The organism is Achromobacter pestifer (assembly GCF_902859625.1).
In the GTDB taxonomy this organism is placed as follows: domain Bacteria; phylum Pseudomonadota; class Gammaproteobacteria; order Burkholderiales; family Burkholderiaceae_B; genus Achromobacter; species Achromobacter pestifer.
In genome coordinates this window covers 435,466-459,071 of sequence record NZ_CADIJX010000005.1, presented here as the reverse complement: position 1 = coordinate 459,071, position 23,606 = coordinate 435,466, and the positions used below count along the sequence as shown (strand labels likewise).

Below are 23,606 nucleotides of genomic sequence, written 5' to 3'. Positions count from 1 at the left end.
TGATTATGACGTCATCATCCAATGATCTCTTCCAACGGGCCAAGCGCCTGAAGGCAGTGACGACATCTACCCACGATTCGTTGGACCGCCGCATCATGGACGCCCGGATATTCTCCAGCCGTGAACGTTACGTGGGATTCCTGCGCGTGCAATACCGGTTCCTGCACACCGTGGACGTTCTTTACGGACGCGCCGACCTGGCGGCATTGCTGCCTGACCTGAAGGCACGCCGGCGCGTCGAGCTGGTCGGACGCGACCTGGCCGACTTGGGCGCCGAACCGCCGTCCACGCAGCAAGCGCTCGATGCCGATCTGCCCTTGCCCGGTGCGCTGGGTTGGCTGTATGTGGCCGAAGGTTCGACGCTGGGTGCGGCGGTCCTCTACAAGCTGGCCGGAAAGATGTTGGGGTTGGACCGCGATTTTGGCGCGCGGCATCTTGATGGCCATCCGGAAGGCGTGGCCCAGCATTGGCGAGGGTTTGCCGCTGCGCTGGACGCGGTATCGCTGACGCCAGATCAGGAGCAAGTGGTGGCGGCCGGCGCCCAAGCGGCTTTCGGGACCGTGCGCGGCTACGTGGAGCATGAGTTCGCGTGAAAGGGATCCCGGTGTCTTTCGCCGTGAGTTTTTCCGCTGCGGCGGGGACGATCCGATGCGTCTAGCCTGGCTTGCGCTGGGGTGCCTGATGGTGGCGCTGGGCGTGATCGGCGCTTTACTGCCTGTCATGCCGACCACCATCTTCCTGATTCTGGCAGCAGGGTGCTTTGCGCGGAGTTCGCCGCGACTGGAATCCTGGCTGCTGAATCATCCGCGTTTCGGCGCCACGCTGCGGCAATGGCGCGAGCAAGGCGCGATCAGCCGCAAGGGCAAACTGTGCGCTGTTGCGGGCATGGCACTGGGCTACGGCGGCTTCGCGTGGGGCGCGCACCCTTCGTGGTGGCTGGGCCTGGGCACGGGCCTGGGCATGTTGGCGTGCGCAACCTGGGTGGTGTCACGTCCCTTGCCGGCTCCCCATGCCGCCCCTTTCACCGGCCTGCCATCGGCCTGCCGGCGCCCAGGGGCATGAGGTTCGCAACAGCGGGCAGGCCGGCTACCACTTGCCCGGATTCTGCGATTGCGTTTGCATCGGTGCGTTGCTTGGCCTGACCGTATCCACATACTTGCGATAGTTGGCGACATATTCCGGGCTGTTGATGTCCGGCGTGTTGTCGCTGTTCCAGCTTCTTTCCACACCGGAATTTTTCCAGGCGGCCAAATCTCGCATGACATCGTCGCGGCTAAGCGCGACATTGGGTTCCGGCGTGGCGGTAGTGGGGGCGACGGCCTGCTGCGCGCCGGCAGGGCCGGACAGCAGGGCGCAGGCCGCTAGCGCGACGGGGATAAGGGCGCGGAACGACAAGACAGTCTTCATGAGTGGCTCCTTGATGACGATGGTGCCCGCGGCGTTGGGCCCGGTGTCGTTGTGGGCATGCGAGAGTGCAGGCTTTGGCAAGGACAGCCGCGTGACCGGAGGGTCCCTCCTCCCTTGGCTTCGGACTCATCGTAGGGCCGCATGGGTGGGCGCCGCATACTCAATATTGAGTACGCCGGATTGGCCGCGCAAGAACGATCGGCCTACAGCAAGGAGGCCAGCCGGACCAGTTCGGACTGCCGGTGGCATTCCATCTTGCTGAGCAACGACGCCACTTGTTTACGCACCGTCAGCACCGAGGCCTGGCGTAGAGTGGCCACCTCTTCCACGTTATGGCCGGCCGCCAGGCCCGCCAACACGGCGGCTTCGGCGCGGGTGATGTCGAAGACGGATTTCAGCCGGGCGACGTCGGGCAGGGCGAAGGCGCTCTTGCGGCGCAAGCGCACCAGCAGCATCCGCCCGCCTGTCTGGTTCAAAATTGCGGGCGCAAGGCTGATATCGACCCAGAAGACTTCACCCCAGCTGGCGGTGGTGGCCAGTGATCGGGTGTGACGATCGCTGGCGACTGCGGCGCAATGGGCGTCGAACAATCGCTGCATCTTGGCGTTGGCGTGGCGTAACCGGCCGCCGCGCACCGTCCATCCATGGCCATCATCCAGGTAGCGTGTGGCCAGTGCGGACATTCTGTCGATCAATGAATCCTTGCTGATCAGCAGCACGGCTTCGCCGACTTCCGAAAAGGCGCTATCGATCGATTGCCAGCCAATGGTCAAGGCCTGTTGCCGCAGCCCCCGCCTGCTGCGCCGGGTGCCGTCGCTGGCGTCTGACGGATCCAGGGCCGTGCGCTGCATGCCCTGCCAGGATGGCGGCGGATTGATCCGGGAGGGCGCCGCGTCGAACGGGCGCCGCAAGGCAATCTGATGCTCGGCCATGATGTGCCTCCACCGCGGAATCCAGAAAGAAATTATGCGCGTGAAATGGCGGACAGGGAGGAAATCCTTTGGATTGCCGGCAACCTGGGCACGGTATTGGCGGGGGATGGTGCGACGGCACCAGGATGTTTTCATCAGTCCCGGCCCGCCTTGCGGTCAGGGGACCTGTATCGCTGCCCGCCATACGTCCAGGAAGTGGCGTTTCTTCAGCGGGTCCAGATACACCAGCAGCCCCACGCCCAGCGCCATGGGCCGCACGCCCGCCGCCGGGATGACCGAGGCGTTGACGGGGCGCATGCCGGACTGTTTGGCCAGCATCTCCTGGCCCCGGGGCGACAGCAGGTAGTCCAGCAGCAGGGCGCCCAGGTCGCCGCGCGGCGCCTGCTTGGGGATGATCGCCGAGCGCGACAGCATCAGCGTGTAGTCCTGCGGGTAGATGATGGCCAGCGGGGCTCCCTGGTCGATGCGGTGCCGGGTGTAGGACTCCAGCAGGTTGTAGGCCAGCGTGATGTCGCCGCGCTCCAGCTTGTCCAGCGCGTCTTCGGTGGATTCATGGATGGTCACACCGTTGCGGCCAAAGGCGGCCAGCAACGCGCCGGCCATGCTGTCCAGCCGGGTGTCCTGCGTGGCGGCGAGATAGCCGATGCCGCTGCCCTGCACGTCGTAAGTTGAAATGCTGTCCGCCAAAGGCCGGTCGGGAGCTTGCAGCAGCGACAGCAGTTCGCGGCGGGTATGGGGCACGCGCGCGGCGGCGAGTTTGCCCGTGTTGTAGACCATGACGATGGGGTCGGTGCCGATGCTGAAGACTTCATCACGCCAGTTGGCCCAGGCCGGCAACGAACGAGTCTCGGGCGACACATGAACCTGCGCGTAGCCGTCGTTGACAAGCTTGGTCTGCAAGTCCATGGCGCTGCTGATGACCAGATCGGGGCCGCTGCGGGCGCCGGACTGCCTGGCGCGTTCCACCGTGTCGCGGTAAAGCTGCTGGGTGGACAGTTCGGTGTATTCCAGCCGCACGCCCGGGTTCAGCATGCTGAAGTCTTCCAGCACGCCGCGAAAGACCTGCACGCTGTTGGAGGCATGCAGGACCAGCACGTTCTTGCTGTCTGTCGGACCCAGTGTCAGACCGCTGCCGCTGGCCTCGGCGGTGAGTGCTGGCGCGGCCAGCAGCAGGGCAGCCATTGTGCCGAGTGCGCGGAGCAGGGACAGGGCGCTATGCATCATGGGACGAGGCGGGCAAGGTGACAACCGCATCCAGGCCACCGCCCACGCGGTTGCTCAGATTGAGTTTGCCTTGGTGGATGTCGACGACGCGCTTGATGATGGACAGCCCCAGGCCGGCGCCAGGCGCGCGCGGGTTGGGGCCGCGCACGAAGCGCTCGAAAGCCGCGTTGGCCAGCGCAGGCGGAATGCCAGGCCCGTGGTCGGATACGGTAATGCGCCAGTTGCCGTCATCGGCCTCGAGCCGTATGTCGATGTGGCCGTCTTCGTTGGCGCCATGGCGCAGCGCATTGTCGATCAGGTTCTTGAAGGCTTCACGCAGCATCAGGCTATCGCCCATCACCGTGGGGGCATGGTTCGCGGCGTGGTCGGGCAGCCGTAGCCGCACATCGGGTTGTGGATCGGCCTGGGGAACCGTGTCGTATACGGCTTGACGCAGCAGTTCCGCCAAGTCGACAGGCTGGAATTGCCTGACGTTGCTGCGATGGATGACGCTGGCGTCGCTGAGCAGTTGGTTGACCAGGCGCGACAGCTTTTCGGCGTTGCGCAGCACGGCCAGCAGGCTGCGGCGCTGCTCGGCGGGATTCTCTTCATCCAGCGCCACTTCCATCTGCGCATGCAGGGCGGCCAGCGGCGTGCGCAATTGGTGCGCGGCCTCGGCGATGAACAGACGCAGGGTGTCCAGGTTTTCTGACAGCCGGGCCATGAAACCGTCCAGCGAATGCACCAGGGTGTTCAGTTCTTCGGGGACGGGCGCGGTGATGGGGTGCAGGTCCGAGGCATTGCGCGCGGACAGTTCGCGTTCGATGCGCTGGATGGGGAACAAGGACCGTTGCAGGCCCCAGTACGCCAAGGCCAGCGCGGCGGCGGTGAAACCGATCAGGGCCAGTGTGCCTTGCCAGAGAATGCTTTCTGCCAGCGCATTGCGGGCTTCGCGGGTTTGCGCCACTTGGATGACGGCGGACTCCGCACTGCGGGGGCCGGCGATCTTGCGCTCCATCCAGGCGACGCGCACGGGTGCGCCTTGGTAGGACGTGGCATACAGCTGCGGTGAATCGCTGGCCTGCGCAGCGTCGCCGGCCTGCCGCAGCCCCGGGGGCGACGGCAGGTCGGCATAGCCGGAGATCAACGCCCCGTTGGCGGCGGCAACCCGGTAGAACACGCGGTCGCGCGGCGCCTGTTCCAGCAGCGCCAGGGCGGCATAGGGCATGTCCATTTGCCATTCACCCTGGACGAATTGCAGGCTGTCGGCCATGGACAGGACAGACGCGCGCAGCAGCTGGTCATAGGTGGTGTCGGCGGTTTGATGCGCATAGCCGCGCACCAGCAGGTACATCGCGCCGATGCCAACGGCGAATAGCGCCAGCAGCATGGCCAGCAGGCGGCGACGGACGGAGATGCGGCCGTGCGGCACGGCGTCAGGCCCGGGGCGCACCGGACGTGGCGTTGTCCGCGTCTTCAGTGGACGTCAGCAGGTAGCCGGTGCCGCGCTGCGTTTCGATGCGCAGCGGCGACCCTTCCAGTTTGCGGCGCAGCCGGGCGATGTAGACCTCGATGGCGTTGGGGGCGGCATCGTCGTCGAAGGCGAACAGCTTGTTGGCGATTTCGGATTTGCTGACGGCGCGGTTCATGCCTGCCAGCAGGATCTCCAGCAGGCTGTATTCCCGCTTGGGCAGGTCGATGCGCTGTCCGGCCAAGGTCACCTGGCGGGCGGCGCTGTCGATGGTCAGGTCGCCAAAGCGCTGCACGCCCGTGGCCTGTGCGATGGGCCGCCGTAGCAGGGCGCGGCAGCGGGCTTCCAGTTCGCGGAAATCGAACGGCTTGGCCAGATAGTCGTCGGCGCCGGTGTCCAGGGCATGCACGCGGTCTTCGATGTCGATGCGGGCGGTCAGGGCCAGCACCGGCGTCTTGCTGCCGCGGTCGCGCAGGCGGTGCAGGATGTCGAAGCCGGACATGCGGGGCAGTCCGATGTCCAGGATGACAAGGTCAAAGGTCTCGTATTGCAGGACGCCGTCGGCGCTGAGGCCGTCGTTCTGAAGGTCCACGGCATGGCCGAGTCGGCGCAGCCGGCGGACGATGGCGTCGGCCAGATCCTCGTCGTCTTCGATTACCAGGATGCGCATCGGGCGATTGTAGTGCCCCGGCGCCGGGCGCGCCGCGCAGGCCGGTTTTCCAAAAAACGACAGGTTCCAGACAGCTTTTCTTCCTAGTCTTGCGCACCTGCTTCCCCCGCCGGAGGCAGTGCCACACATAACAATGACTAGTCGGAGATACCCCTCATGCTTCTGACCCTGCTTGGCTTCGGCATGGTGATCACGTTCATGACGTTGATCATGACCAAGCGCCTGTCGCCGTTGGTCGCCCTCATCCTTGTCCCCATTATTTTTGCGCTGCTGGGCGGTTTTGGCGCCGGCATCGACAAGATGATGCTGGACGGCATCCGCAAGATCGCGCCGACGGGCGTGATGCTGATGTTTGCCATCCTGTATTTCGGGGTGATGATCGACGCCGGCCTGTTCGACCCCATCGTGGGCCGCATCCTGCGCGCGGTGAAGGGCGATCCGCTGAAAATCGTGGTCGGCACGACCGTGCTGGCCCTGGTGATTTCGCTGGACGGCGATGGCTCCACGACCTACATGATCGTGGTGGCGTCGATGTTGCCGCTGTACCGTCGCCTGAAAATGAATGCGCTGTCCATGACCTGCCTGGCGATGCTGGCCAGCGGTGTCATGAACCTGACGCCCTGGGGCGGCCCGACGGCGCGCGCCGCCAGCGCCTTGCACGTGGACGCGGGCGACATCTTTGTGCCGCTGGTGCCGGTGATGGGCGTGGCGATCGTCTCGATCCTGGTCCTGGCGTTCTTCCTGGGCTTGAGCGAGCGCCGCCGCCTGGGCGTGCTGTCGCTGCCGAACGGTGCGTCGCTGCATGCCGGCTACGACGAAGACGGCCCCAAGAACCTGCCCGAGATCGAGGTCGACCATGACTTGCGCCGCCCCAAACTGCTGTGGGTCAACGCAGGCCTGACGCTGGCGCTGATGGTCAGCCTGGTGATGGGCATCTTGCCCTTGCCGGTGCTGTTCATGATCGCCTTCGCCATCGCGCTGATCATCAACTACCCGAACCTGGCCGAGCAGCGCCGCCGCGTTTCGCAGCACGCGGGCAACGTGTTGTCGGTGGTATCGCTGATTTTCGCCGCTGGCATCTTCACGGGCATCCTGTCTGGCACGGGCATGGTGGAAGCCATGTCACGCAGCCTGCTGGCCGTGATTCCGGATGCGATGGGTCCGTACCTGGCCGGCATCACCGCGCTGGTCAGCCTGCCGTTCACATTCTTCATGTCGAACGACGCCTTCTACTTCGGTGTGTTGCCGATCCTGAGCGAAGCCGCGCAGGGCTATGGGATTTCGCCGGTGGAAATGGCGCGCGCATCCCTCATCGGCCAGCCGGTGCATTTGCTCAGCCCCCTGGTGCCGTCCACGTATCTGCTGGTGGGCCTGGCCGGCGTGGAATTTGGCGATCATCAACGCTACTCGCTCAAGTGGGCCACGATGGTCTGCATGGTGATGCTGGTGGCTGCCCTGGCGTTTGGCCTGTTCCCCTTGATGGGGGCGGTGGGTTGACCCGCGGCGCGTGCCGCACTTAGATAAAGGAACGTTCATGGCTTTGCGTATTGCTTACGTCACCAGCGGAATGGGCCACACGGGCACCGCGATTTGCCAGGCGCTGCACGCGGCGGGACACCGCGTGGTGGCCGGTTGCGGCCCGCGCTCGTCGCGCCGCGATAGCTGGTTGAAGGAACAGAAATCCCTGGGCTACGACTTCATTGCGTCGGAAGGCGATGCCACCGATTGGGCCTCGACCGAGGCGGCGTTTGCCAAGGTCCGCCGCGAAGTCGGCGAAATCGACGTGCTGGTCAACAACGCCGGGTCGATGCTGGACATGCGGTTTCGCCAGATGGCGTACGCGGATTGGTCGGCCGTGCTGCGCAGCAATCTGGACACGCTGTTCAACAGCACCAAGCAGGTGGTCGACAGCATGGCCGACCGCGGCTGGGGGCGGATCATCAATATCGGGTCGGTGGCGGCTGAAAAAGGCCAGATCGGTCAGATCAACTACGCGACCGCCAAAGGCGCGGTGATCGGCTTCACGCGGTCGCTGGCGCAGGAAGTGGCGGCGCGTGGCGTGACGGTGAACCTGGTGTCGCCGGGCTTCATTGCCGACGATACCGTCAAGGCCTTCCCGCCCGCGCTGTTGGACCGCATCATCGAAAGCGTGCCCGTCGGAAGGCTGGGCACGGCGCAGGATCTGGCCGGCCTGTGCGCCTGGCTGGCGTCCGACGAAGCCGCGTTCGTGACGGGCGCCAACTACGCCATCAATGGCGGCGTGTACATGAGCTGATGGCCGTCGCGCCTAGTGCGCGCGGCTTTTCAGGAAATCCGGGATGGACGCAGGGGTGCGCTTGCTATCCGCCAGCCACTCCACGCGCCATTCGGTGATCCGCTCGGTAGCGTAGTGCTCGAAGACGCCGGGTGTGGGTTCGTTGATGGACTCGTGTTGGCGGACCAGCACCAAGGGCCGCTCCGCGCCCGGTGTGTCGTCCGAGCATTCAGTGGCTTCTTCAAACGTGGCGAAGGCGTAGTAGTAATCGTCGCCATCGTGCAAGTCTTCACCGCCCGCATGCGGGTGTACCCACACCCGATACTCAAGCACGTCATCGTAGAAATAGCCGCCGCCGGACTTGGTCAAGGCGGGATACTCGCCGACCAGATCGGGGTCGATGGCGATGGGGTGGGCGGATAGAGGGGTGGTGGTCATCGGGTATTGGAAGCCGAAATGGATCGGACGCGATTGTAGTTGGCCTTACACGTCAATCTGATCAAACTGCACACCCAGTGCGTTGGCAATGCGTTCGCGCGTGATCTTCTTTATTTTGGCGGCAGGCGCTTCCATGGCGGCGTAGCTGGGTTGCCGTATGCCCAGGCGTGATGCCATCTGAACTTGGGTGACGCCCAGATATTCTCGCCATGCACGCACGATGCCCCAGCCATTATTTGCCATCAGCGACACCACTTCGTGTGGAATGGTGCCATCCGTGGGAACGCGGGGCGGCCGATGGCTCAAGGTCGGTCGATTGCCCGTCAGCGCAAGATATTCAGAATAAGGTAGAACGACAAAGGCCGGTTTTCCATCGGCTTCAAGGATCGTGGGATGAAGGTCGCGGCCGATTCGCGTCCTTGATTCAGTACGTGTTGTCATCGCGTTTCTTCACTTCTTGAATGTCTATGATCCGAATTTCCGTCTGGACGTCGAATAGAACCCGGTAGTTGCCGACTCTGAGCCGATACCCGTACTGGTGATTTGCCAGTGCTTTGATGTCCGATAGTGCGGGAAAGAACGCTAATTTCGTGATTTCGGCGGCTATCCGGGTTCGGTGTATGGCGGGAATCTTTAGCCATTGCTTGACCGCCTTTTTCGCCCAATTGATGGCGAACATGTGCCGCGGGCCCTGCATTTTTATAGCCTAAGCTATATAGGTTATAAAGCCCGTCGCGACGCGCACTGACTCGCTTTGGACGGGAGGCCGTTGTGTTCTAACGTGGGCTTAAGGCTGCAATCAAACGTATTTCCTGTTTCCAGGACGGTTTCTCATCAGGGCCGGCACTGGTGATGGTGCTTGTGCAAAAATGCGGGGTTTCGCAATTCAACGGAAGCAGACCCATGCAAAGAAAGTGGTTGGCGGTTATAGGCATCGCGGCCTGGGTAGCGCTTGCTGCCTGCGGAAAGAAAAACGAATATCCCGAGAACGTCCGGCTTGTCACCTACAGTTCTTGCGTAGAGGGTTTCAAGAAAAGCGCCCGCGGATTGGCGGGCGCGGATGTACGGGCGGACAGCTATTGCCGTTGCGTCGTGGATGGATTGCAGAAATCCGTGCCGCTCAAGGACTACGTGACCTATGACCGCATGTTGGTGGCAGGTGAGAATGGTCCGGAACGTGAGCGCATAGAAGCACTGGTCAGTCCCGTAGTGAATATGTGCGTGGAAGCGCTGATGAAAGAATAGCGGTTTCCGACGTGCCCACCACGGGGCGGCGCCGGGTAATTCCGTTTGCTAGGTGCATTGCCAAAGGTGCCCGCTGACACGGCAGTCAGCGCACCAAAATGTATAGTTGCAACCGCCGCTACCCCACAGCCATTCACCCCCATCGGCCTGGGGCAATCCGGAATCCAGTTGCATGACGAAGGCCATGTCCTGTTGGCAATCCGGGCAGTCCGGATAATCGGCCGACTGCACCCAACTGGGCGGGCCGCCGACGCGGCTCAGGTTTTGACGGCCATTCGATTCGCCCCAGTCCTGCCAGGTCCAGCGGGCGGGGGCGGCAAACAGCTGAAGGTCGGCCTCCAGCAAGGCATCAGCCATAAAGTCCGGCGTCAGCGGCGTGTCGCGTTGTTGAATCGGATGGGCCGTGGTGACGCCATCGGCGCCATGGCGATAGAACATCGGGCCGTCGCTTTCCCAACCCTGGCACGACAGGCACGTGGCGAATTCAATCGGCGTGTCGCAGGCGATGCCGGCCTTTGTGGGGTCGGACACGGAAAGCAAACGGTGCAGGGGCGCATGGCATAGACCGCAGGTTTGGGAAAGCACGCCACCCATGCGCGCCTGCGCGATGGCGGGGGCGGCGGCATTCCAGGTAGCGTGTGCTTTGTGTATGTCGCGTCGCCAAGCGGGTTGCCCGGCCTGCATGTGTTTGCGCTGCGCGTCGCTGAATCCGATATGCAAGGGATATTCGGTATGTAGCGAGCGCAAGCCGTGTGCGTGTCTGGCGTAGCCGGCAAGCATCAGCCAGGACGTGGCAGCCGGATCCAAGGCATCGGGAAACAAGCGTGACAGCGCGTGCGACACATCCTCGGGCTGGCGCGAACGCAGTAAAGCGATGGCGCGTTGCCGGCCCAGGGTTCCCTCGTGGGTGTCTGGCTCCAGTCCCGCGCGCCAGCGTTCCCGCGTGGCCGCGTCCAGGGCGCGCCAGGCATGGCCTTCAAGATACTCAGGGCCGCCTTCGCCCGTGTGCGCGGCAGCCAGCAGTTGGTCCCAGTGGCCGGAGAAAACATCCGGGTATTGCAGGGCGGCAGAGTCCAATACGCCGGAAAGAATGTCCGACCTGATGCCTTGCATGGCACGTCGCCATGCCAGAGCGACGGTGGCGGCGTAGGTGTCGTCGTCCATCAAGTCGAGCGCAGCGTCGATGAATGTGGCGCTGTCCAGCGGCCTGTCCAGCGATTGCGCGACCAGTTCACCCAGCGCCTTGGGGTCTTCAAGACGCAATTGCAGCGTCTGCGCCATGGGGTCGTTGTTCTTCCAACCCGTGCGCTCGAAAGCATCCAGAATGGCGGTGGCGTCTTGCATGGGGAACGATCCTGACAATTTCCAGGCGGAAAGCATATCCCATGCAAGGGGTGCTGCCGGCCTAGCGGCCCAGCTTCATCGACACATCCGTATGCGTGCCGCGATCCAGGTCTGCGCCCAGCGCCTGATCCCAATCGGGCAGGTTCAGCAGTTCCTTGCCGATTTCTCCGGCTTCGATGCGGCGGGCGATGTCGTCCAACAGCAGGCCGCGTGTGGCGAAGCCCTTGCCTTGCAGGTCGCGCGCGAAAAGCCGGTACCCCAGATTGGGTTCGGCGCCCTTCATGACGCCAAGGTCCAGGATGCGGCCTTGCTCATTGCGCATCAGCAGGTGCCCGGGCCGGGCATATATGCGATAGATGCGCCACGGCGATGCAATGGCAGCGTGTTCACGCTGTACTTCTCGCTTGGGTTCGCCGCCGCTTCGCGGTGGCGGCGGGGATGCCGGCGGAAGCAGCTTGACGCAAGCGTTGGCGAATTTGGCGATCGACCTTCTGATAGCGCTCAAGTGCTTTCTGCGATCAGCGCGTGCGCTATAGGCTTGAGGTGCAAGCTTGCAAGGGATTGCGGGACATTATTGCGATGGACGGACATGGCCATACTCCTGTATGGCGACACGGCGAGGCAACGCGCGTTCAAGCACCATTGGTCCAGGATACGCGCTTTATTCCGCGGTCGTATGCAAAAGCAGCCTTGGTTACGCAATAAGCAAAGAAAGCGGGCTCCGTATGGCTCGTAATGTCTGCATCTGTGTCGAATCAACCGTCAAAAGCCTCCAAAATAAGTATTTGGTGGTAATCGGAAACGCTGATTGACTTTAGACCCCCCTGGACCCATAGTGAACTTGAAGCTTTTCGAGCATCGTGATTTTCGTCCGGTCTTGCACCCCTTGGGGGCGCTTCATTGTTCGCAGTCCTTTCCTTGACAGGCTCATCTTCGCGGGCGGTGCCCGCTTTTAAAGGAGAGAGATTATGGAAACCGGAATCGTGAAGTGGTTCAACGATGCAAAAGGATTCGGATTCATCATGCCCGAGAACGGCGGCAAGGATCTGTTCGCGCATTTCTCGGAAATCGTGAGCGACGGCCACAAGGTGCTGCTGGAAAACCAGCGCGTCAGCTATGTGACCGCACAGGGCGCCAAAGGCCCCCACGCCACGCAAATCCGCGCTTTGTGAATGAAGGCCCTGCGGGGCCTTTTGATCAAATAGGGGGTTTCATGTTGCACAACAATATGGTCTACAAGGGTTATCGGCTGACCGCCAGTGTTTCCCGGATTTCAGTCGGGGGCAGCGGCCGGCCCGCCTTCACAGCAACGGTTGCCGTGGAGCTTGCGGCGGATCAGGACAAACTCAACGAGCATCATGCCGTGCCGTTGTTCGCATCTGGCGGATTCGTCTCCAGCCCGGGCATGGCGGTGGATGCCGCGATCAATCATGGCCGGCTTGTCGTTGATTCGCATGCCAGGCCAGCGTGACGTCTCGCAGCATCGCGCTGCGAGCATGCCTGACCGGGCCGCCCTGATTTCGACGGGCGGCCTTTTGTTTTCCGGCGACGCAGGCTAGTCATTTCGTCGGTATTTTCACCCGCACGCCCCAGGAGATTCGCATGCTGAATTCGACCGGCAGGGCAGGCAGGGCGCGATCAGACGATGAAGGCGGCGCGCGATTCGCGGCGCAGGCCAGATCATTCGCGCTTGAGCAACTGGACCATGACGAGCAACGCATCCTGGCCGTTCTTGGCGCGGCCCTGTTGAGCCAGTGGCACGAATTGCCGCAGGACATGCGGCAACGCCTATTGAGCCGCGAGACCGCGCAGGCCGAATGCACTCCCTTCAAGGTAAAGGCGCGGATTGCGCACTTCATCGCGGACACCGATGCCAGCCCGTCCCGGGCCGCGGCACCGGTGTGCGTTCGACCGGGCGTGACGCGGCTTGTGCGTGGCGATGACGACTTCGTCGATCGAGCCAAGACGGCCTACCAGTTGGATGGCGGCGCGAAAGAACCCGCGCACTACAGCCATATCAATGAATTCGACGGCAAGCGCGTCGTCGTCTTGCGCAACAAGCGCGGCGTGCTTGCCGTGTACGAAGACGTGGAAGGCGGGGTGACGCGCCTGGCCCGCTGGCCTGCTTCCTGGGTGTAAGCAGCGCCTGCCGGCGGTGTCCGCTGGCAGGCCAGGCGACACACGCTGGTGTAAAGTCATTAACACGCAATGATTTTTCCTTAAGGACACGATGGTGCCTGAATCACACGAAGCGTCGATTCTGCTTTTCTCCTACGGAACCCTGCAAGACAAGGCGGTGCAACTGGCCAATTTCGGCAGGGAGCTCACCGGCCGGCCCGACGCGATGACGGGCTATGTGCAGCATTGGGTGGACATCACCGACCCCGAGGTCCTGAAGACCAGCGGCAAGGCCAAGCACCCGATCGTATTTGCCAGCTACGACCCGAAGGACGAGGTTCCGGGCATGGTGTTCGAGATCAGCCAGAAGGAATTGCAGGCTGCCGACAGCTATGAAGTGTCCGACTACAAGCGCGTGTCGGTGTTGCTGAAGTCCGGCGTGCACGCCTGGGTCTACATCAAGGCCTGACCGCATTCGCTTGCCCAGCCCTTTGGGCGGTGTCCCATATTGTTGATACAATAAGAATCATTATCATCTGATTCACGCCATGAAGACGCGCCTGGTTGATTGAGCGCGCGGCGGACATCGACTTAGGGGCATCATGGGGGAGCGGTTCTTCGGCGTGATCGCCGAAGCGTACAAAGCGTGGAACACAGAGCTTGTCGGCTTTCTGAACCGGCAACTCAAGCGTTCGCCAGATACCGCTCGGGATCTGGCGCAGGAGACGTTCGCCAAATGGCTGGCCGCCAGCCATGGCGCGGAACCTCCGGAAAAGCCGCGCGCTTATCTCTATGAGATCGCCCGCAATCTGCTGCGCGACCATTGGCGCCGCGAGGGTGTGCGCGGTGAACACGTCGTGGCCAGCCTGGATGATCAGGATTTTGAACCGCCAACAGGCAGCTTGGCTGCCCACGCGGGACACCAGCCCGAAGCGCGCGCCGATACCAATCAGCGTCTGCGTTTGCTGCAAGCCGCCATTGATGACATGCCCCCGCGCCAACGCGAGGCCTTTTTGCTTTATCGGTATGATGAGCTGCGTTGCGAGGAGATCGCCGACCACATGGGCATATCCGTGCGGGCGGTGGAAAAGCACCTGCAACTGGCTCTGGCGCACTGCAAACGCCGGGTCCACGGCGAAGCGTCATGACTCAATCTCCCCCCTTATCCGCTATCGAAGAGGCCGCAAGCGCATGGTTCATGCGCCGCCAGGATCGTGCATCCGACGCCGGCGCTGAGCAGGCTTTTCAGGCCTGGCTGGCGCAATCGCCTTTGCATCGGCAGGAATACGAACGCCTTACCCAGGTCTGGGACGACATGGCGGCATTGCCGCGTCAGGCCTCGGTGCGCACCCGGGCGCAGGCTCAGCAGCCTGCGCGCCGTCCCGTGTTCTTGCGGTGGGGCGGGGCGTTGGCGGCGTTGGCGTTGGCGGTGGGCGCGGCCTACCAGTACATGCCGGTCAACTACACCTCCGTGGCCAATGCGTCCACCGAGACGCGCGACGTGGATCTGCCGGACGGCTCTCGCATTCACGCCAATGTGGGCACGCGGGTCAGCGTGCGCTACACGTTGGCCGAACGCCACATCCGCATCGATGGGGGGGAAGTCTTCATCAACGCGGCGCCCGATCGCCGGCCGTTGATCGTGACGGCCGGAGATGCCGAACTGCGAGACATCGGCACCGAATTCAATGTGTTGTTGCTGCCCGATTCGCTGCAAGTCGGCGTGCGCAGCGGCCAGGTGCTGCTGGATGCGGGTGGCTCGGATGCCTCGGCCCGGCAGACGCTGAAAGCCGGCGACACGGTGCTGCTGTCTCGTTTGAACGCCCGCTTGTTGCGGCGTCAACAAGTGCCCGCGACCGAAATCGGTGCGTGGCAGGACGGCGTGGTGGTGGTCCACGACGCCACCTTGCAGCAACTGGCGGGCTACCTGGGCCTATATCGTGACGCACCGGTGCGTTTCGCTGACGAGCGCGCCCGTGGCCTTCGCCTATCGGGCACCTTGGACTTGCGCCAGCCCGAAGCCTTTCTGGACATGCTGCCCGGCTTGTTGCCCGTGACGCTCAACCGGCGGCCGGACGGCGCGGCGGTGATCGCCAGCCGCTAGGCGTCCGCGGGCCTATTTGCGAGTGCGAATAATTTTTTTTCTTAACAAGTACGGGTTCCGCCGCCTGGCGCGTCTTCCCCTTTGAAGATCCACTTCTTGACTGGGGAAAGTCCATGGCGCAACGCCATATTCAACGCCGGCTGACTGCTGGCCGTTACGCAATTCTGTGCGCGCTGTCGGTCGGTGCCGGGCTGGGCCAGGCGCTGGCGCCAGCCGTGGCCCATGCACAACCTGCCACGGCGCAATCGTTTGATGTGCCCGCCGGCAGCCTGGCGGATGCGCTGGTGACGCTGGGCCGTCAGGCGCAAGTGCAGGTGCTGTTCAGCCCTGCGTCCGTGGCTGGCCTGAACGCACCCGCGGTGTCTGGCACCTTGACGCCCAAGGCCGCGCTGGACCGCCTCTTGGCGCAAAGCGGATTGGTCGCCGTTCCCAGCGGGGCGGGCTTCGTCGTCCGCTCACCCGCCGGCCAGTCGGCGCCGGATGCCACGACACTGGCGCCGGTGACGGTCACGGGACGGGATCTGGCAACGACCGAAGGTACGGGTTCCTACACCGCCGCCGCTGTCACCTTGGGTAAGAATTCACAAAGCGTGCGCGAGATTCCGCAGTCGGTATCGGTCGTGACGCGCCAATTGCTGGACGACCAGAACCTGGTGAACCTGGACGATGCGATGCGTACCGTCACGGGCATCACCGTGGAAGCAGGCAGCATCGGCGGTAACCACGGCAACTTCTATTCGCGCGGCTACGCGCTGGACACGATCCAGGTGGACGGCGTGAACACGCCCGCCAGTACCGGCAACGATTTGTCCGCTGGTTTTGGCCTGGCCATCTATGACCGCATCGAAGTCCTGCGCGGCCCGTCCGGCCTGTATCAGGGCGCGGGGGATCCGGGCGGCACCGTGAACCTGGTGCGCAAGCGCGCGCAGAAGGAGTTCGGATTCAGCGGCCAGGTCATGACGGGTTCGTGGGACCGCTACTACACCGAAGCTGACATTACCGGCCCGTTGGACTCGGACGGCCGGTTGCGCGGCCGCTTGGTTGCGTCCTATGACGACCGCCGGTCATTCGTCGATGGCGTCTATACCCAGAAGCCGCTGTTCTACGGCACGCTGGGCTTCGACCTGACGCCGGACACCACGTTGACCGCCGGCGCGACCTATCAGCAATACAAGGGCCGTCCGTTCTTCGGCCTGCCGGGCTACACCGACGGCACGTTGCTGGACGTGCGCCGCTCCACCAACCTGGACCCCAGCTGGAACCACATCACCGAGGAAGTCACCGAGTATTTCGCGGACGTGGAACACCGTCTGTCCAACGGCGGCCGCATCAAGGTCAGCGGCATCTATCGTGAACAGGACGAGCCCAGCCGCGAATTCGGCTGGTCCGATTGCGCGGTGGATCCCATCACGGGCGACACCTGCCTGGTCACCTGGAAGTACCGCAGCCATTGGAAGACCTACGGCCTGGATGCTTTCGTGGCCACGCCCTTCGAGGCATTCGGCCGCAAGCACGAACTGACCGTGGGCGCCGACTACCGCAATGTCCACAAGAACTTCCAGTACGGCGGCGGCGACGGCGCGGACATCAATCTGTACCACCCGGACAACGACGTTCCCAAGCCCGACTACGAATACACCAACGGCAATAACGGCAAGACGCAGCAGTATGGCCTGTATGCGCGCGCCAACCTGCGCGTGACCGATGCGGCCACCTTCATCGCGGGCAGCCGCCTGACGTGGTGGGAAAACACAACGCAGAACCGCAACGCCTACTTCAATCAATTCACCAACACCAAGAGCAATATCAACGGCAAGTTCACGCCCTACCTGGGCCTGGTGGTGGACCTGAACGAGCAGTTGTCGGCCTACGCCAGCTACACCAGCATCTTCACGCCGCAAACCACGACCGATGTGAATGGTCAGTTGCTGGACCCGCGCACCGGCAAACAGTTCGAGATCGGCTTGAAGGGCGAGTTCCTGGACAAGCGCCTGAACGGCCACGCCGCGCTGTTCCGCATGGAAGACGAAAACCGTGCCATGACGGACCCCGACAATCCGCTGTTCTCGATGGCGGCGGGCAAGATGCGCAGCCAGGGCTTCGAGGCCGAGATCAGCGGCAGCCCGGCACCGGGTTGGGACATCACGGCCGGCTATGCCTACACCACGACGAAAACCCTGAAAGGCACGGAAGAGCAGAAGTCGCAGCAATACGCTTTCATCACGCCGCGCCATACCTTCAATTTGTGGACGAAGTACTCATTCGCCACGGGCACGCTGGAAGGCTTGTCGCTGGGGGCGGGTTTGCGCAGCGTCAGCAGCATGTACCGCTTGAACGGGCCGGTGAAATTCGAGCAGCGGCCCTACACCACGGTATCCGCGCAAGCCGGCTACCGTTTCAACAAGCACCTGGAAGCGACATTGACGGTGAACAACCTGTTCGACAAGGTCTATTACCAGCGCGTGTGGGCAGCATATGGGTCGAACTATTACGGCGAGCCGCGTAGCGTGATGCTGAACATGCGGGCGACGTATTGACGATGCCGCGGTGAATGACAGCCGCTTTCAAGCTCAAGGCTTGAGGCCCAGGCGCCGCGCCAGTTTGTGCAGGTTGCTGGCGTCCACATCGAGTGCGCGCGCGGCGTGCGCCCAGTTGTCTTGGTGCGCCCGCAGCGCTTGCCGTATTGCCTGGCGCTGGCAGGCATCCACGGCGTCCCGCAATGACAAGCCGCCGCCAGCCGGCGCCTCGTCGGGGGGAAGCGCGCTCGGGATGGAGATGGGTGCGCCATGGTCGGACACGTCCAGCAGGTTCACGCCAAGCGTCACGATGTCGTTGCGGTCGGCCCCATGGCTGACCGCCTTGATGGCGGCCCGGCTGATCACGTGTTCCAGTTCCCGCACGTTGCCGGGCCAGGAATAGCGGCGCAGCATTTCTTCGGCGTCGGCGGACAGCCGCAGGCTGCGCAGGCCAAGGCGCGCACGGTTCAATTCCAGATAGCGACCGGCCAGCAGCAGCACGTCGTTGCCGCGTTCGCGCAGGGGCGGGATCGGAATCGGGTACACGGACAGGCGATGGTAGAGGTCGGCACGGAAGTCGCCTGCGCGCACCAGATCGCGCAGGCTGCGGTTGGTGGCGGCCACGATGCGCACGTCCACGGTGCGGGGGCGATCGTCGCCCAGGCGCTGGATCTCGCCATTCTGCAAGGTGCGCAATAGCTTGGCCTGGACCCCCAGCGGCAGTTCACCCACTTCATCCAGGAGCAGGGTGCCGCCATTGGCGGCCTCGAAGCGGCCGGGCCGATCAGTGACGGCACCGGAGAACGCGCCTTTGGCGTGGCCGAACAATTCGCTTTCCGCCAGGGATTCCGGCAGGGCGGCACAGTTCACGTGCACCAAGGGCTTGCCGGCGCGGCGCGACAGGCGGTGTACGCGGTGGGCAAACAACTCCTTGCCGACGCCGGTTTCACCCAATAAAAGGATAGGCAGTTCCGAGTCGGCCACGACGTCGATCTCGTGCAGCAGGCGGGCGATGGCTTCGCTGTTGCCCAGGATTTCGTGGCGATCCGGCGCCACGCTATCCGCCTGCGTGGGGCCGCGGGCTTCGCGCAGGGCGCGGATCTCGGTTTCCAGCCGGGTGGTGCGCAGGGCCGCTTCCACCAGCACGATGGCGTCGCGCAGTTCGGATTGGGCCTCAGCGTCGAAGGTGCCGACTTCCAGCGCATCAAGCGTCAGTACGCCCCAGGGTTTGCCTTCGACGTGCAGGCTGGTGCCCATGCAATCGTGGACCGGCAGCGGTTCGCCAGCCATGCCGTTGATCAGGCCGTCGTAGGGATCGGGCAGGGTGCTGTCGTGGTGAAAACAGGTGACGCCGCGACGGGCAAGAATGGCGGCCAGGCGCGGGTGTTGGTGGATGGCAAAGCGGCGGCCCAGTGCGTCTTGGGTCAGGCCGTCCACCGCGATGGGCCGCAGATGGTCTTCCTCTTGCTGCAACAAGGCCACGGCGCCGCAGCGGAAATGCGCGCGCAGACTGGATATCAGCCGTTGCAGGCGGACGGCGGGCGGCAGATCGGCCACCAGATCGGCAAGCAGGAGGTTTTGCATAGGGTGGATTTTACCGTTCAAGGGTGATTAAAACCCCAAGATGCGACGGTGATATCTACCCTGAATTTTGCAAGTTATTGATTTTAAGCAAGGTTTTTCTGGCACGCTTTTCGCGTCTATCCAGGTGCCCGTCATCATGAATGGAGAGACGCAATGAGCATGGTTGAGCAATCCCTGGGCCAGTTGGCCCGCAGCATTCCTGGCGCCACGCAGGTGTTTCATGAATACGAACTGGATTTTTGCTGTGGCGGCAAGAAGAGCCTGGCCGAGGCGGCGACCCAGCGGTCGTTGGATCCGGCGCAGATTGAGGCGCGCTTGATCGCGCTATCCAGAAACCCGCCCCAGGAAACCGATTGGGGCCAAGCATCACCTGCCGAACTGATCGATCACATTCTGGCGCGCTATCACGACGTGCATCGTCAGCAATTGCCCGAGCTGATCCGGCTTGCCCTGAAGGTGGAGCAGGTGCATGCCGACAGCCCGGATTGTCCGGCAGGGCTGGCCGACCACCTGCGCACGATGCATCAGGAATTGGAAAGCCACATGCAGAAGGAAGAGCAAGTGTTGTTTCCCATGCTGGCCCGGGGGCACGGGGCCATGGCGACCATGCCGATCATGGTGATGCGCATGGAGCACGACGACCATGGCGTGGCATTGGAACGCCTGCTGGCGTTGACGCATGACCTGACTTTGCCGCGCGCCGCGTGCAATACCTGGCGGGCCCTGTACCTGGGTATCCGCACGTTCAAGGAAGACCTGATGGCGCACATTCATCTGGAAAACAACATCCTGTTTGACGACGCCGCCGCGTCGGCGCGCAATTGACGCCGCCTGTACACTCGGATCTCCTTAGGGCACAGGGGATGCTTGATGGCCGGAAGCAGTTTCTTCGCATTGTTCGACGACATCGCCACGATTCTGGATGACGTCTCCGTCATGACCAAAGTGGCGGCCAAGAAGACGGCTGGGGTGCTGGGTGACGACCTGGCACTGAACGCGCAGCAAGTCAGCGGCGTGCCGGTCAACCGGGAGCTGCCCGTCGTGTGGGCGGTGGCTCGGGGATCCTTCCTCAACAAGCTGATCCTGGTGCCGTCGGCGTTGTTGATCAGCGCCTTCGCGCCTTGGGCCGTGACGCCGCTGCTGATGCTGGGCGGCGCGTTTCTCTGCTTTGAAGGCGTGGAGAAACTGGCGCACAAGTTCTTGCCGCACGGCGAGTCGTCTGAAGGCAACCACGCGGCGCGGGCTGAGGCCTTGCAGGACACCTCCGTGGACATGGTTGCGTTCGAGCGCGACAAGATCAAAGGCGCGGTACGCACCGATTTCATTCTGTCCGCCGAGATCATCGTCATCAGCCTGGGGGCCGTGGCGGATGCTGACTTCACGCGCCAGGTGCTGGTGCTGTCGATCATCGCCATTGCGATGACGGTGGGGGTCTATGGCCTGGTGGCGGGCATCGTCAAACTGGACGATCTTGGCCTGTACCTGAGCCAGAAGCGGTCGCAGGCCGTGGCTTGGCTGGGCAAGCGCATCGTGGGCGCGGCACCCTACCTGATGAAGACCTTGTCGGTGGTGGGTACGGCGGCCATGTTCATGGTGGGCGGCACCATCCTGACGCATGGCATTGCGCCAGTGGCGGCCGCCATCGAACAAGCCGCCGCCGCGGTGGGCGGGGGCGGCGTGGTGCATGCGCTGATTTCCACCGTGCTCAACGCCTTGTTCGGCATCGTGGCCGGGGCGGTGGTGCTGGGGGTGGTCAGCGGGGTCAAGCGCCTGTTCAAGAAAGGCTGACCTTCAAGGCCGCGCGTTAGAAGCGGTACTTCATCGTCAGCATTGCGTTGCGCGGATCGCCATAGAAGCCGCCGAAGCCGGTCGAGTAGTACTTCTTGTCCAACAGGTTGTTGACGTTCAGCGTGGCCGACAGATGGCGGTTGAAGTCGTAGCGCGCCATCAGGCCGACCAGCGCATAGGCGTCCTGCTTGAAGGTCTCGTCATGGGGGCCGTAGTCGGCCTGGGCGATGCTGCTCTGCCAGGTGACGCCGCCGCCGACGGTCAGCGGATGCCACGCGCCCGGCAAGCGGTACGTGGTCCAAAGCCGGAACAGGCTGTTGGGCTGCCAGGTAGAGACGCGGTGACCGTCGCCATCCTTCAATTGACGGTAGCTATAGCCGGCGATCATTTGCCAGCCGGGTTGCAACTCGCCCGATAGCTCCATCTCGAATCCGCGCGAGGTCACGCCCTGCACCGTGCGGTATGCATAGGAACCGCCCCCGCCGCCGGTGACCCAGATGTTGTCGGGGTCCATCTCGGCCAGATTGTCCTGCTTCAGTTCAAAGACGGCTGCGCTGGCGTTCAGTGCGCCGTTGAAGAACTCGCCTTTGACGCCCAACTCGTAGTTGTCGCCTTCAAGCGGCGGCAGGAAGCTGTTGTTGCGGTCGCGGTACGCCTGCGGCTTGAAGATGCTGGTGTAGCTGGCATAGACGGACCAGTTGTCGTCCAGGTCGTAGACCACACCCGCAAACGGGGTGATCTTGCCCTTTTCTCGCAGCTTGTCGTTGATGCTGGTGCCGTCGAAATATTGGCTGTCGACGTCGCGCTTCCAGTCGGTATAGCGGCCGCCCAGGATGATCGAGAAGCGATCGGTGGGCCGCAGGCGCGCGGTGGCGTAGATGCCCAGTTCTTCTTCGCGGGTGGTGGAGCTGCCGGTTTCCGTGCCCGCGTATTCGGGCTTGGGCGAATGGCCATTCCAGTTGAAGATGTCGGGGATCGATGCGTCATATCCCGGCAGGCGCCAGTTGGGGAAGGTGGCGCCGCCCTGTTCATAGCGCGATGCGCTGACGCCGAATACCAGCTCATGCTGACGGCCCAGCAGTGTGAAGGGGCCCGTGGCGTACAGGTCCACCGACGTCTGTTTGGGGCGGCCGTGCCAATTGGCTAGCCATAGGCCCGCGCCGGCGCCGGTCTCGCGATCGGGGTAGCCGTTTTGAGCGTAGCCCTGCAAGGCGTCGTAGTCGTTCTGGGTGTAGTTGACGATGGCCTTGGCAGTCCAGTCGTTGGCGAATGTGTGTTCCAGGCTGCCGAACACGGACGTCTGTTTGCGGTTGTAGTAGCTCCAATCCGCCGCGCCGTTCATGCGGCGCGAGAAATCGGTCACCGTCCCGTCGCTGAAGAATGCCGGGAAGCCACGGCTGGCGTTGTCCGTGCGGTCGTCTTGATAGGTGATCCCGGCGGTCAGCAGCGTGGAGTCGGTCAAGTCGGCTTCCACGATGCCGTAGAACACATCCTTTTGTTGTTTCACGCGGCTGATGAACGAACCGTAATCTTGATGCGCGGCGACGATGCGCCCGCGGATGCGGCCGTTGTCAACGAGCGAACCCGACAGGTCGGCCTCGGCCCGATAGCGGTCCCACGAGCCCGCGCTGGCCGAGACCGAGCCCGAGAAATCGCGGGTGGGGCGCTTGCGCACCAGGTTGACCGCGGCGGCGGGGCTGCCGGTGCCGCTGACCAGGCCCGTGGCGCCGCGCACCACTTCCACGCGGTCGTAGATGGCGGTGTCGAAGGTGATGCCTTCCAGTTGGCTCGACGTCGGAATGCCGTCGAGCATGTACGTGTCCACGGTGAAGCCGCGCGAATAGACCTGCGTGTATTCCTGCGTGGCCGTGCTCTTGTCGACCGAGATGCCGGTGGTCTGCCCCAGCACGTCCTGGATGGTGTTCAGGCCCTGGTCTTCCATCTGCTGCCGCGTAATGACGCTGACGGATTGCGGCGTTTCGCGCAGCGACAGATTCAGTTTCGTGGCGCTGGTCGATCCGGTGTAGGACTGCGTGTCTTCCGTCTTGCCGTCGCGTAGCGCGTCGGCGCTGACTTTGACTTCGGACAAGGTGGTGGCGTCGGCGGCGACGACCGGACGCAGCACATAGCCGTCCGTGCCCGAGGGGTGGCCGGCCAGGCCGGAGTCCTTCAACAAGCGGTCCAAGCCCGCGCGTGCGCCATATTCACCCGATAGTCCTTGCGTGCTTCGGCCCGCCACCAGCGCAGGATCAATCGCCAGGTTGATGCCGGACTCCCCTGCATAGCGCGACAGCGCCGGCCCCAGCGGACCCGCTGGAATCGCATAGCTGCGCACGCCTTGCGCGGCGGGGGCCGATTGGGCGTGCAGCGTGCCTGCGGCGCCGGTCAAGGCCAGCGCCAGCAGCGCGCCCCGGACGGCGTGAGGCAGGCGCTTGGCCGGCGAGAGGGAAGCGGACGTGCGGGTCAAAGCTGGCCGTGAGCCAGGACGGCGATGCGCCATGGGGTTCTCCGAGGAAGGGCGTGTTGTGGTGT

26 protein-coding genes are annotated in these 23,606 nt (G+C 63.5%); 14 read left to right on the top strand and 12 right to left on the bottom strand.

The window, feature by feature from the left end; translation table 11 throughout:
- Positions 1-5 precede the first annotated feature (5 nt).
- Together HV753_RS21255 and HV753_RS21250 are read left to right on the top strand one after the other, a co-directional pair.
- Positions 6-593: a biliverdin-producing heme oxygenase gene (locus HV753_RS21255; RefSeq protein ID WP_175176562.1), complete on the top strand. Its 588-nt coding sequence runs from the start codon at positions 6-8 to the stop codon at positions 591-593.
- 55 nt (positions 594-648) lie between these two features.
- Positions 649-1,062, top strand: coding sequence for a YbaN family protein (locus HV753_RS21250; RefSeq protein ID WP_175176561.1), 414 nt, complete (start codon positions 649-651; stop codon positions 1,060-1,062).
- 24 nt (positions 1,063-1,086) lie between these two features.
- Here the strand turns inward: HV753_RS21250 and HV753_RS21245 are convergent, their stop codons facing one another.
- From HV753_RS21245 to HV753_RS21225, 5 genes are all read right to left on the bottom strand, one after another.
- Complete coding sequence (locus tag HV753_RS21245; RefSeq protein WP_175176560.1) at positions 1,087-1,407, bottom strand: DUF4148 domain-containing protein; 321 nt, start codon at positions 1,405-1,407, stop codon at positions 1,087-1,089.
- Positions 1,408-1,610: 203 nt separating this feature from the next.
- Positions 1,611-2,339, bottom strand: a complete 729-nt coding sequence (locus HV753_RS21240) for a LuxR C-terminal-related transcriptional regulator (protein ID WP_246288340.1) — start codon at positions 2,337-2,339, stop codon at positions 1,611-1,613.
- A 156-nt stretch (positions 2,340-2,495) separates the two neighbouring features.
- A complete protein-coding gene (locus HV753_RS21235; RefSeq protein WP_175176558.1) occupies positions 2,496-3,563 on the bottom strand; it encodes an ABC transporter substrate-binding protein in 1,068 nt (355 codons plus the stop codon).
- Entirely contained in the window at positions 3,553-4,974 is a 1,422-nt protein-coding gene (locus HV753_RS21230) for a sensor histidine kinase (RefSeq protein ID WP_175176689.1), read from the bottom strand. The genes HV753_RS21235 and HV753_RS21230 overlap by 11 nt, the downstream gene beginning before the upstream one ends.
- A gap of 4 nt (positions 4,975-4,978) precedes the next feature.
- Positions 4,979-5,683: a response regulator transcription factor gene (locus tag HV753_RS21225; protein ID WP_175176557.1), complete on the bottom strand. Its 705-nt coding sequence runs from the start codon at positions 5,681-5,683 to the stop codon at positions 4,979-4,981.
- A 156-nt stretch (positions 5,684-5,839) separates the two neighbouring features.
- Between HV753_RS21225 and HV753_RS21220 the strand changes: the two genes are divergently transcribed.
- The gene (locus HV753_RS21220; protein WP_175176556.1) at positions 5,840-7,180 is read left to right on the top strand and encodes a CitMHS family transporter; all 1,341 of its coding nucleotides are present in this window, start codon (positions 5,840-5,842) and stop codon (positions 7,178-7,180) included.
- Between the two features lie 37 nt (positions 7,181-7,217).
- A complete protein-coding gene (locus HV753_RS21215; RefSeq protein WP_175176555.1) occupies positions 7,218-7,958 on the top strand; it encodes an SDR family oxidoreductase in 741 nt (246 codons plus the stop codon).
- Positions 7,959-7,970: 12 nt separating this feature from the next.
- Here the strand turns inward: HV753_RS21215 and HV753_RS21210 are convergent, their stop codons facing one another.
- The 3 genes from HV753_RS21210 to HV753_RS21200 are packed head-to-tail and all read right to left on the bottom strand — an operon-like array spanning position 7,971 to position 9,054.
- Positions 7,971-8,375 carry a GCN5 family acetyltransferase gene (locus HV753_RS21210; protein WP_175176554.1) on the bottom strand — a complete coding sequence of 135 codons (405 nt, stop codon included), beginning with the start codon at positions 8,373-8,375 and terminating at the stop codon, positions 7,971-7,973.
- Positions 8,376-8,420: 45 nt separating this feature from the next.
- Positions 8,421-8,816, bottom strand: a complete 396-nt coding sequence (locus HV753_RS21205; RefSeq protein WP_175176553.1) for a helix-turn-helix domain-containing protein — start codon at positions 8,814-8,816, stop codon at positions 8,421-8,423.
- Positions 8,800-9,054, bottom strand: a complete 255-nt coding sequence (locus HV753_RS21200; RefSeq protein WP_175176552.1) for a type II toxin-antitoxin system RelE family toxin — start codon at positions 9,052-9,054, stop codon at positions 8,800-8,802. The genes HV753_RS21205 and HV753_RS21200 overlap by 17 nt, the downstream gene beginning before the upstream one ends.
- A gap of 224 nt (positions 9,055-9,278) precedes the next feature.
- Between HV753_RS21200 and HV753_RS21195 the strand changes: the two genes are divergently transcribed.
- A complete protein-coding gene (locus HV753_RS21195) occupies positions 9,279-9,620 on the top strand; it encodes a hypothetical protein (RefSeq protein WP_175176551.1) in 342 nt (113 codons plus the stop codon).
- 48 nt (positions 9,621-9,668) lie between these two features.
- Here HV753_RS21195 and HV753_RS21190 read toward each other — a convergent pair whose 3' ends face one another.
- Positions 9,669-10,964: a hypothetical protein gene (locus tag HV753_RS21190; protein ID WP_175176550.1), complete on the bottom strand. Its 1,296-nt coding sequence runs from the start codon at positions 10,962-10,964 to the stop codon at positions 9,669-9,671.
- A gap of 61 nt (positions 10,965-11,025) precedes the next feature.
- Entirely contained in the window at positions 11,026-11,469 is a 444-nt protein-coding gene (locus tag HV753_RS21185) for a hypothetical protein (RefSeq protein ID WP_175176549.1), read from the bottom strand.
- A 463-nt stretch (positions 11,470-11,932) separates the two neighbouring features.
- On the opposite strand from HV753_RS21185, the gene HV753_RS21180 reads away from it, so the two are divergent.
- The 7 genes from HV753_RS21180 (at position 11,933) to HV753_RS21150 (ending at position 17,723) form a co-directional block, all read left to right on the top strand.
- Positions 11,933-12,136 (top strand): cold-shock protein, encoded by a 204-nt coding sequence (locus tag HV753_RS21180; RefSeq protein WP_006223700.1) that lies wholly within the window; start codon positions 11,933-11,935, stop codon positions 12,134-12,136.
- 41 nt (positions 12,137-12,177) lie between these two features.
- Complete coding sequence (locus HV753_RS21175; RefSeq protein WP_175176548.1) at positions 12,178-12,435, top strand: hypothetical protein; 258 nt, start codon at positions 12,178-12,180, stop codon at positions 12,433-12,435.
- Positions 12,436-12,566: 131 nt separating this feature from the next.
- Positions 12,567-13,103: a hypothetical protein gene (locus HV753_RS21170; RefSeq protein WP_175176547.1), complete on the top strand. Its 537-nt coding sequence runs from the start codon at positions 12,567-12,569 to the stop codon at positions 13,101-13,103.
- 91 nt (positions 13,104-13,194) lie between these two features.
- The gene (locus HV753_RS21165; protein ID WP_175176546.1) at positions 13,195-13,551 is read left to right on the top strand and encodes a gamma-glutamylcyclotransferase family protein; all 357 of its coding nucleotides are present in this window, start codon (positions 13,195-13,197) and stop codon (positions 13,549-13,551) included.
- 133 nt (positions 13,552-13,684) lie between these two features.
- Positions 13,685-14,230 carry an RNA polymerase sigma factor gene (locus HV753_RS21160; protein WP_175176545.1) on the top strand — a complete coding sequence of 182 codons (546 nt, stop codon included), beginning with the start codon at positions 13,685-13,687 and terminating at the stop codon, positions 14,228-14,230.
- The gene (locus HV753_RS21155; protein WP_175176544.1) at positions 14,227-15,186 is read left to right on the top strand and encodes a FecR family protein; all 960 of its coding nucleotides are present in this window, start codon (positions 14,227-14,229) and stop codon (positions 15,184-15,186) included. Before HV753_RS21160 ends, HV753_RS21155 begins: the two co-directional genes overlap by 4 nt.
- Positions 15,187-15,299: 113 nt before the next feature.
- Positions 15,300-17,723 carry a TonB-dependent siderophore receptor gene (locus HV753_RS21150; protein WP_246288339.1) on the top strand — a complete coding sequence of 808 codons (2,424 nt, stop codon included), beginning with the start codon at positions 15,300-15,302 and terminating at the stop codon, positions 17,721-17,723.
- Between the two features lie 33 nt (positions 17,724-17,756).
- Here the strand turns inward: HV753_RS21150 and norR are convergent, their stop codons facing one another.
- Positions 17,757-19,286 carry a nitric oxide reductase transcriptional regulator NorR gene (gene norR, locus HV753_RS21145; RefSeq protein ID WP_175176543.1) on the bottom strand — a complete coding sequence of 510 codons (1,530 nt, stop codon included), beginning with the start codon at positions 19,284-19,286 and terminating at the stop codon, positions 17,757-17,759.
- Between the two features lie 153 nt (positions 19,287-19,439).
- Here norR and ytfE point away from each other — a divergent pair, with 153 nt between their 5' ends.
- Positions 19,440-20,111 carry an iron-sulfur cluster repair protein YtfE gene (gene ytfE / locus HV753_RS21140; RefSeq protein ID WP_175176542.1) on the top strand — a complete coding sequence of 224 codons (672 nt, stop codon included), beginning with the start codon at positions 19,440-19,442 and terminating at the stop codon, positions 20,109-20,111.
- A gap of 45 nt (positions 20,112-20,156) precedes the next feature.
- Positions 20,157-21,074 (top strand): DUF808 domain-containing protein, encoded by a 918-nt coding sequence (locus tag HV753_RS21135; RefSeq protein ID WP_175176541.1) that lies wholly within the window; start codon positions 20,157-20,159, stop codon positions 21,072-21,074.
- A 16-nt stretch (positions 21,075-21,090) separates the two neighbouring features.
- On the opposite strand, the gene HV753_RS21130 is transcribed toward HV753_RS21135, so the two are convergent.
- Positions 21,091-23,574, bottom strand: a complete 2,484-nt coding sequence (locus HV753_RS21130; protein WP_246288338.1) for a TonB-dependent siderophore receptor — start codon at positions 23,572-23,574, stop codon at positions 21,091-21,093.
- Positions 23,575-23,606 lie beyond the last annotated feature (32 nt).

What these genes read in the sequence shown, in the direction of transcription:
- HV753_RS21255 (WP_175176562.1), top strand. Translation starts at nt 6, where the DNA reads ATGACGTCATCATCCAATGATCTCTTCCAACGGGCCAAGCGCCTGAAG.
- HV753_RS21250 (WP_175176561.1), top strand. Translation starts at nt 649, where the DNA reads ATGCGTCTAGCCTGGCTTGCGCTGGGGTGCCTGATGGTGGCGCTGGGC.
- HV753_RS21245 (WP_175176560.1), bottom strand. Translation starts at nt 1,407, where the DNA reads ATGAAGACTGTCTTGTCGTTCCGCGCCCTTATCCCCGTCGCGCTAGCG.
- HV753_RS21240 (WP_246288340.1), bottom strand. Translation starts at nt 2,339, where the DNA reads ATGGCCGAGCATCAGATTGCCTTGCGGCGCCCGTTCGACGCGGCGCCC.
- HV753_RS21235 (WP_175176558.1), bottom strand. Translation starts at nt 3,563, where the DNA reads ATGATGCATAGCGCCCTGTCCCTGCTCCGCGCACTCGGCACAATGGCT.
- HV753_RS21225 (WP_175176557.1), bottom strand. Translation starts at nt 5,683, where the DNA reads ATGCGCATCCTGGTAATCGAAGACGACGAGGATCTGGCCGACGCCATC.
- HV753_RS21220 (WP_175176556.1), top strand. Translation starts at nt 5,840, where the DNA reads ATGCTTCTGACCCTGCTTGGCTTCGGCATGGTGATCACGTTCATGACG.
- HV753_RS21215 (WP_175176555.1), top strand. Translation starts at nt 7,218, where the DNA reads ATGGCTTTGCGTATTGCTTACGTCACCAGCGGAATGGGCCACACGGGC.
- HV753_RS21210 (WP_175176554.1), bottom strand. Translation starts at nt 8,375, where the DNA reads ATGACCACCACCCCTCTATCCGCCCACCCCATCGCCATCGACCCCGAT.
- HV753_RS21205 (WP_175176553.1), bottom strand. Translation starts at nt 8,816, where the DNA reads ATGACAACACGTACTGAATCAAGGACGCGAATCGGCCGCGACCTTCAT.
- HV753_RS21200 (WP_175176552.1), bottom strand. Translation starts at nt 9,054, where the DNA reads ATGTTCGCCATCAATTGGGCGAAAAAGGCGGTCAAGCAATGGCTAAAG.
- HV753_RS21195 (WP_175176551.1), top strand. Translation starts at nt 9,279, where the DNA reads ATGCAAAGAAAGTGGTTGGCGGTTATAGGCATCGCGGCCTGGGTAGCG.
- HV753_RS21190 (WP_175176550.1), bottom strand. Translation starts at nt 10,964, where the DNA reads ATGCAAGACGCCACCGCCATTCTGGATGCTTTCGAGCGCACGGGTTGG.
- HV753_RS21180 (WP_006223700.1), top strand. Translation starts at nt 11,933, where the DNA reads ATGGAAACCGGAATCGTGAAGTGGTTCAACGATGCAAAAGGATTCGGA.
- HV753_RS21175 (WP_175176548.1), top strand. Translation starts at nt 12,178, where the DNA reads ATGTTGCACAACAATATGGTCTACAAGGGTTATCGGCTGACCGCCAGT.
- HV753_RS21170 (WP_175176547.1), top strand. Translation starts at nt 12,567, where the DNA reads ATGCTGAATTCGACCGGCAGGGCAGGCAGGGCGCGATCAGACGATGAA.
- HV753_RS21165 (WP_175176546.1), top strand. Translation starts at nt 13,195, where the DNA reads ATGGTGCCTGAATCACACGAAGCGTCGATTCTGCTTTTCTCCTACGGA.
- HV753_RS21160 (WP_175176545.1), top strand. Translation starts at nt 13,685, where the DNA reads ATGGGGGAGCGGTTCTTCGGCGTGATCGCCGAAGCGTACAAAGCGTGG.
- HV753_RS21155 (WP_175176544.1), top strand. Translation starts at nt 14,227, where the DNA reads ATGACTCAATCTCCCCCCTTATCCGCTATCGAAGAGGCCGCAAGCGCA.
- HV753_RS21150 (WP_246288339.1), top strand. Translation starts at nt 15,300, where the DNA reads ATGGCGCAACGCCATATTCAACGCCGGCTGACTGCTGGCCGTTACGCA.
- norR (WP_175176543.1), bottom strand. Translation starts at nt 19,286, where the DNA reads ATGCAAAACCTCCTGCTTGCCGATCTGGTGGCCGATCTGCCGCCCGCC.
- ytfE (WP_175176542.1), top strand. Translation starts at nt 19,440, where the DNA reads ATGAGCATGGTTGAGCAATCCCTGGGCCAGTTGGCCCGCAGCATTCCT.
- HV753_RS21135 (WP_175176541.1), top strand. Translation starts at nt 20,157, where the DNA reads ATGGCCGGAAGCAGTTTCTTCGCATTGTTCGACGACATCGCCACGATT.
- HV753_RS21130 (WP_246288338.1), bottom strand. Translation starts at nt 23,574, where the DNA reads ATGGCGCATCGCCGTCCTGGCTCACGGCCAGCTTTGACCCGCACGTCC.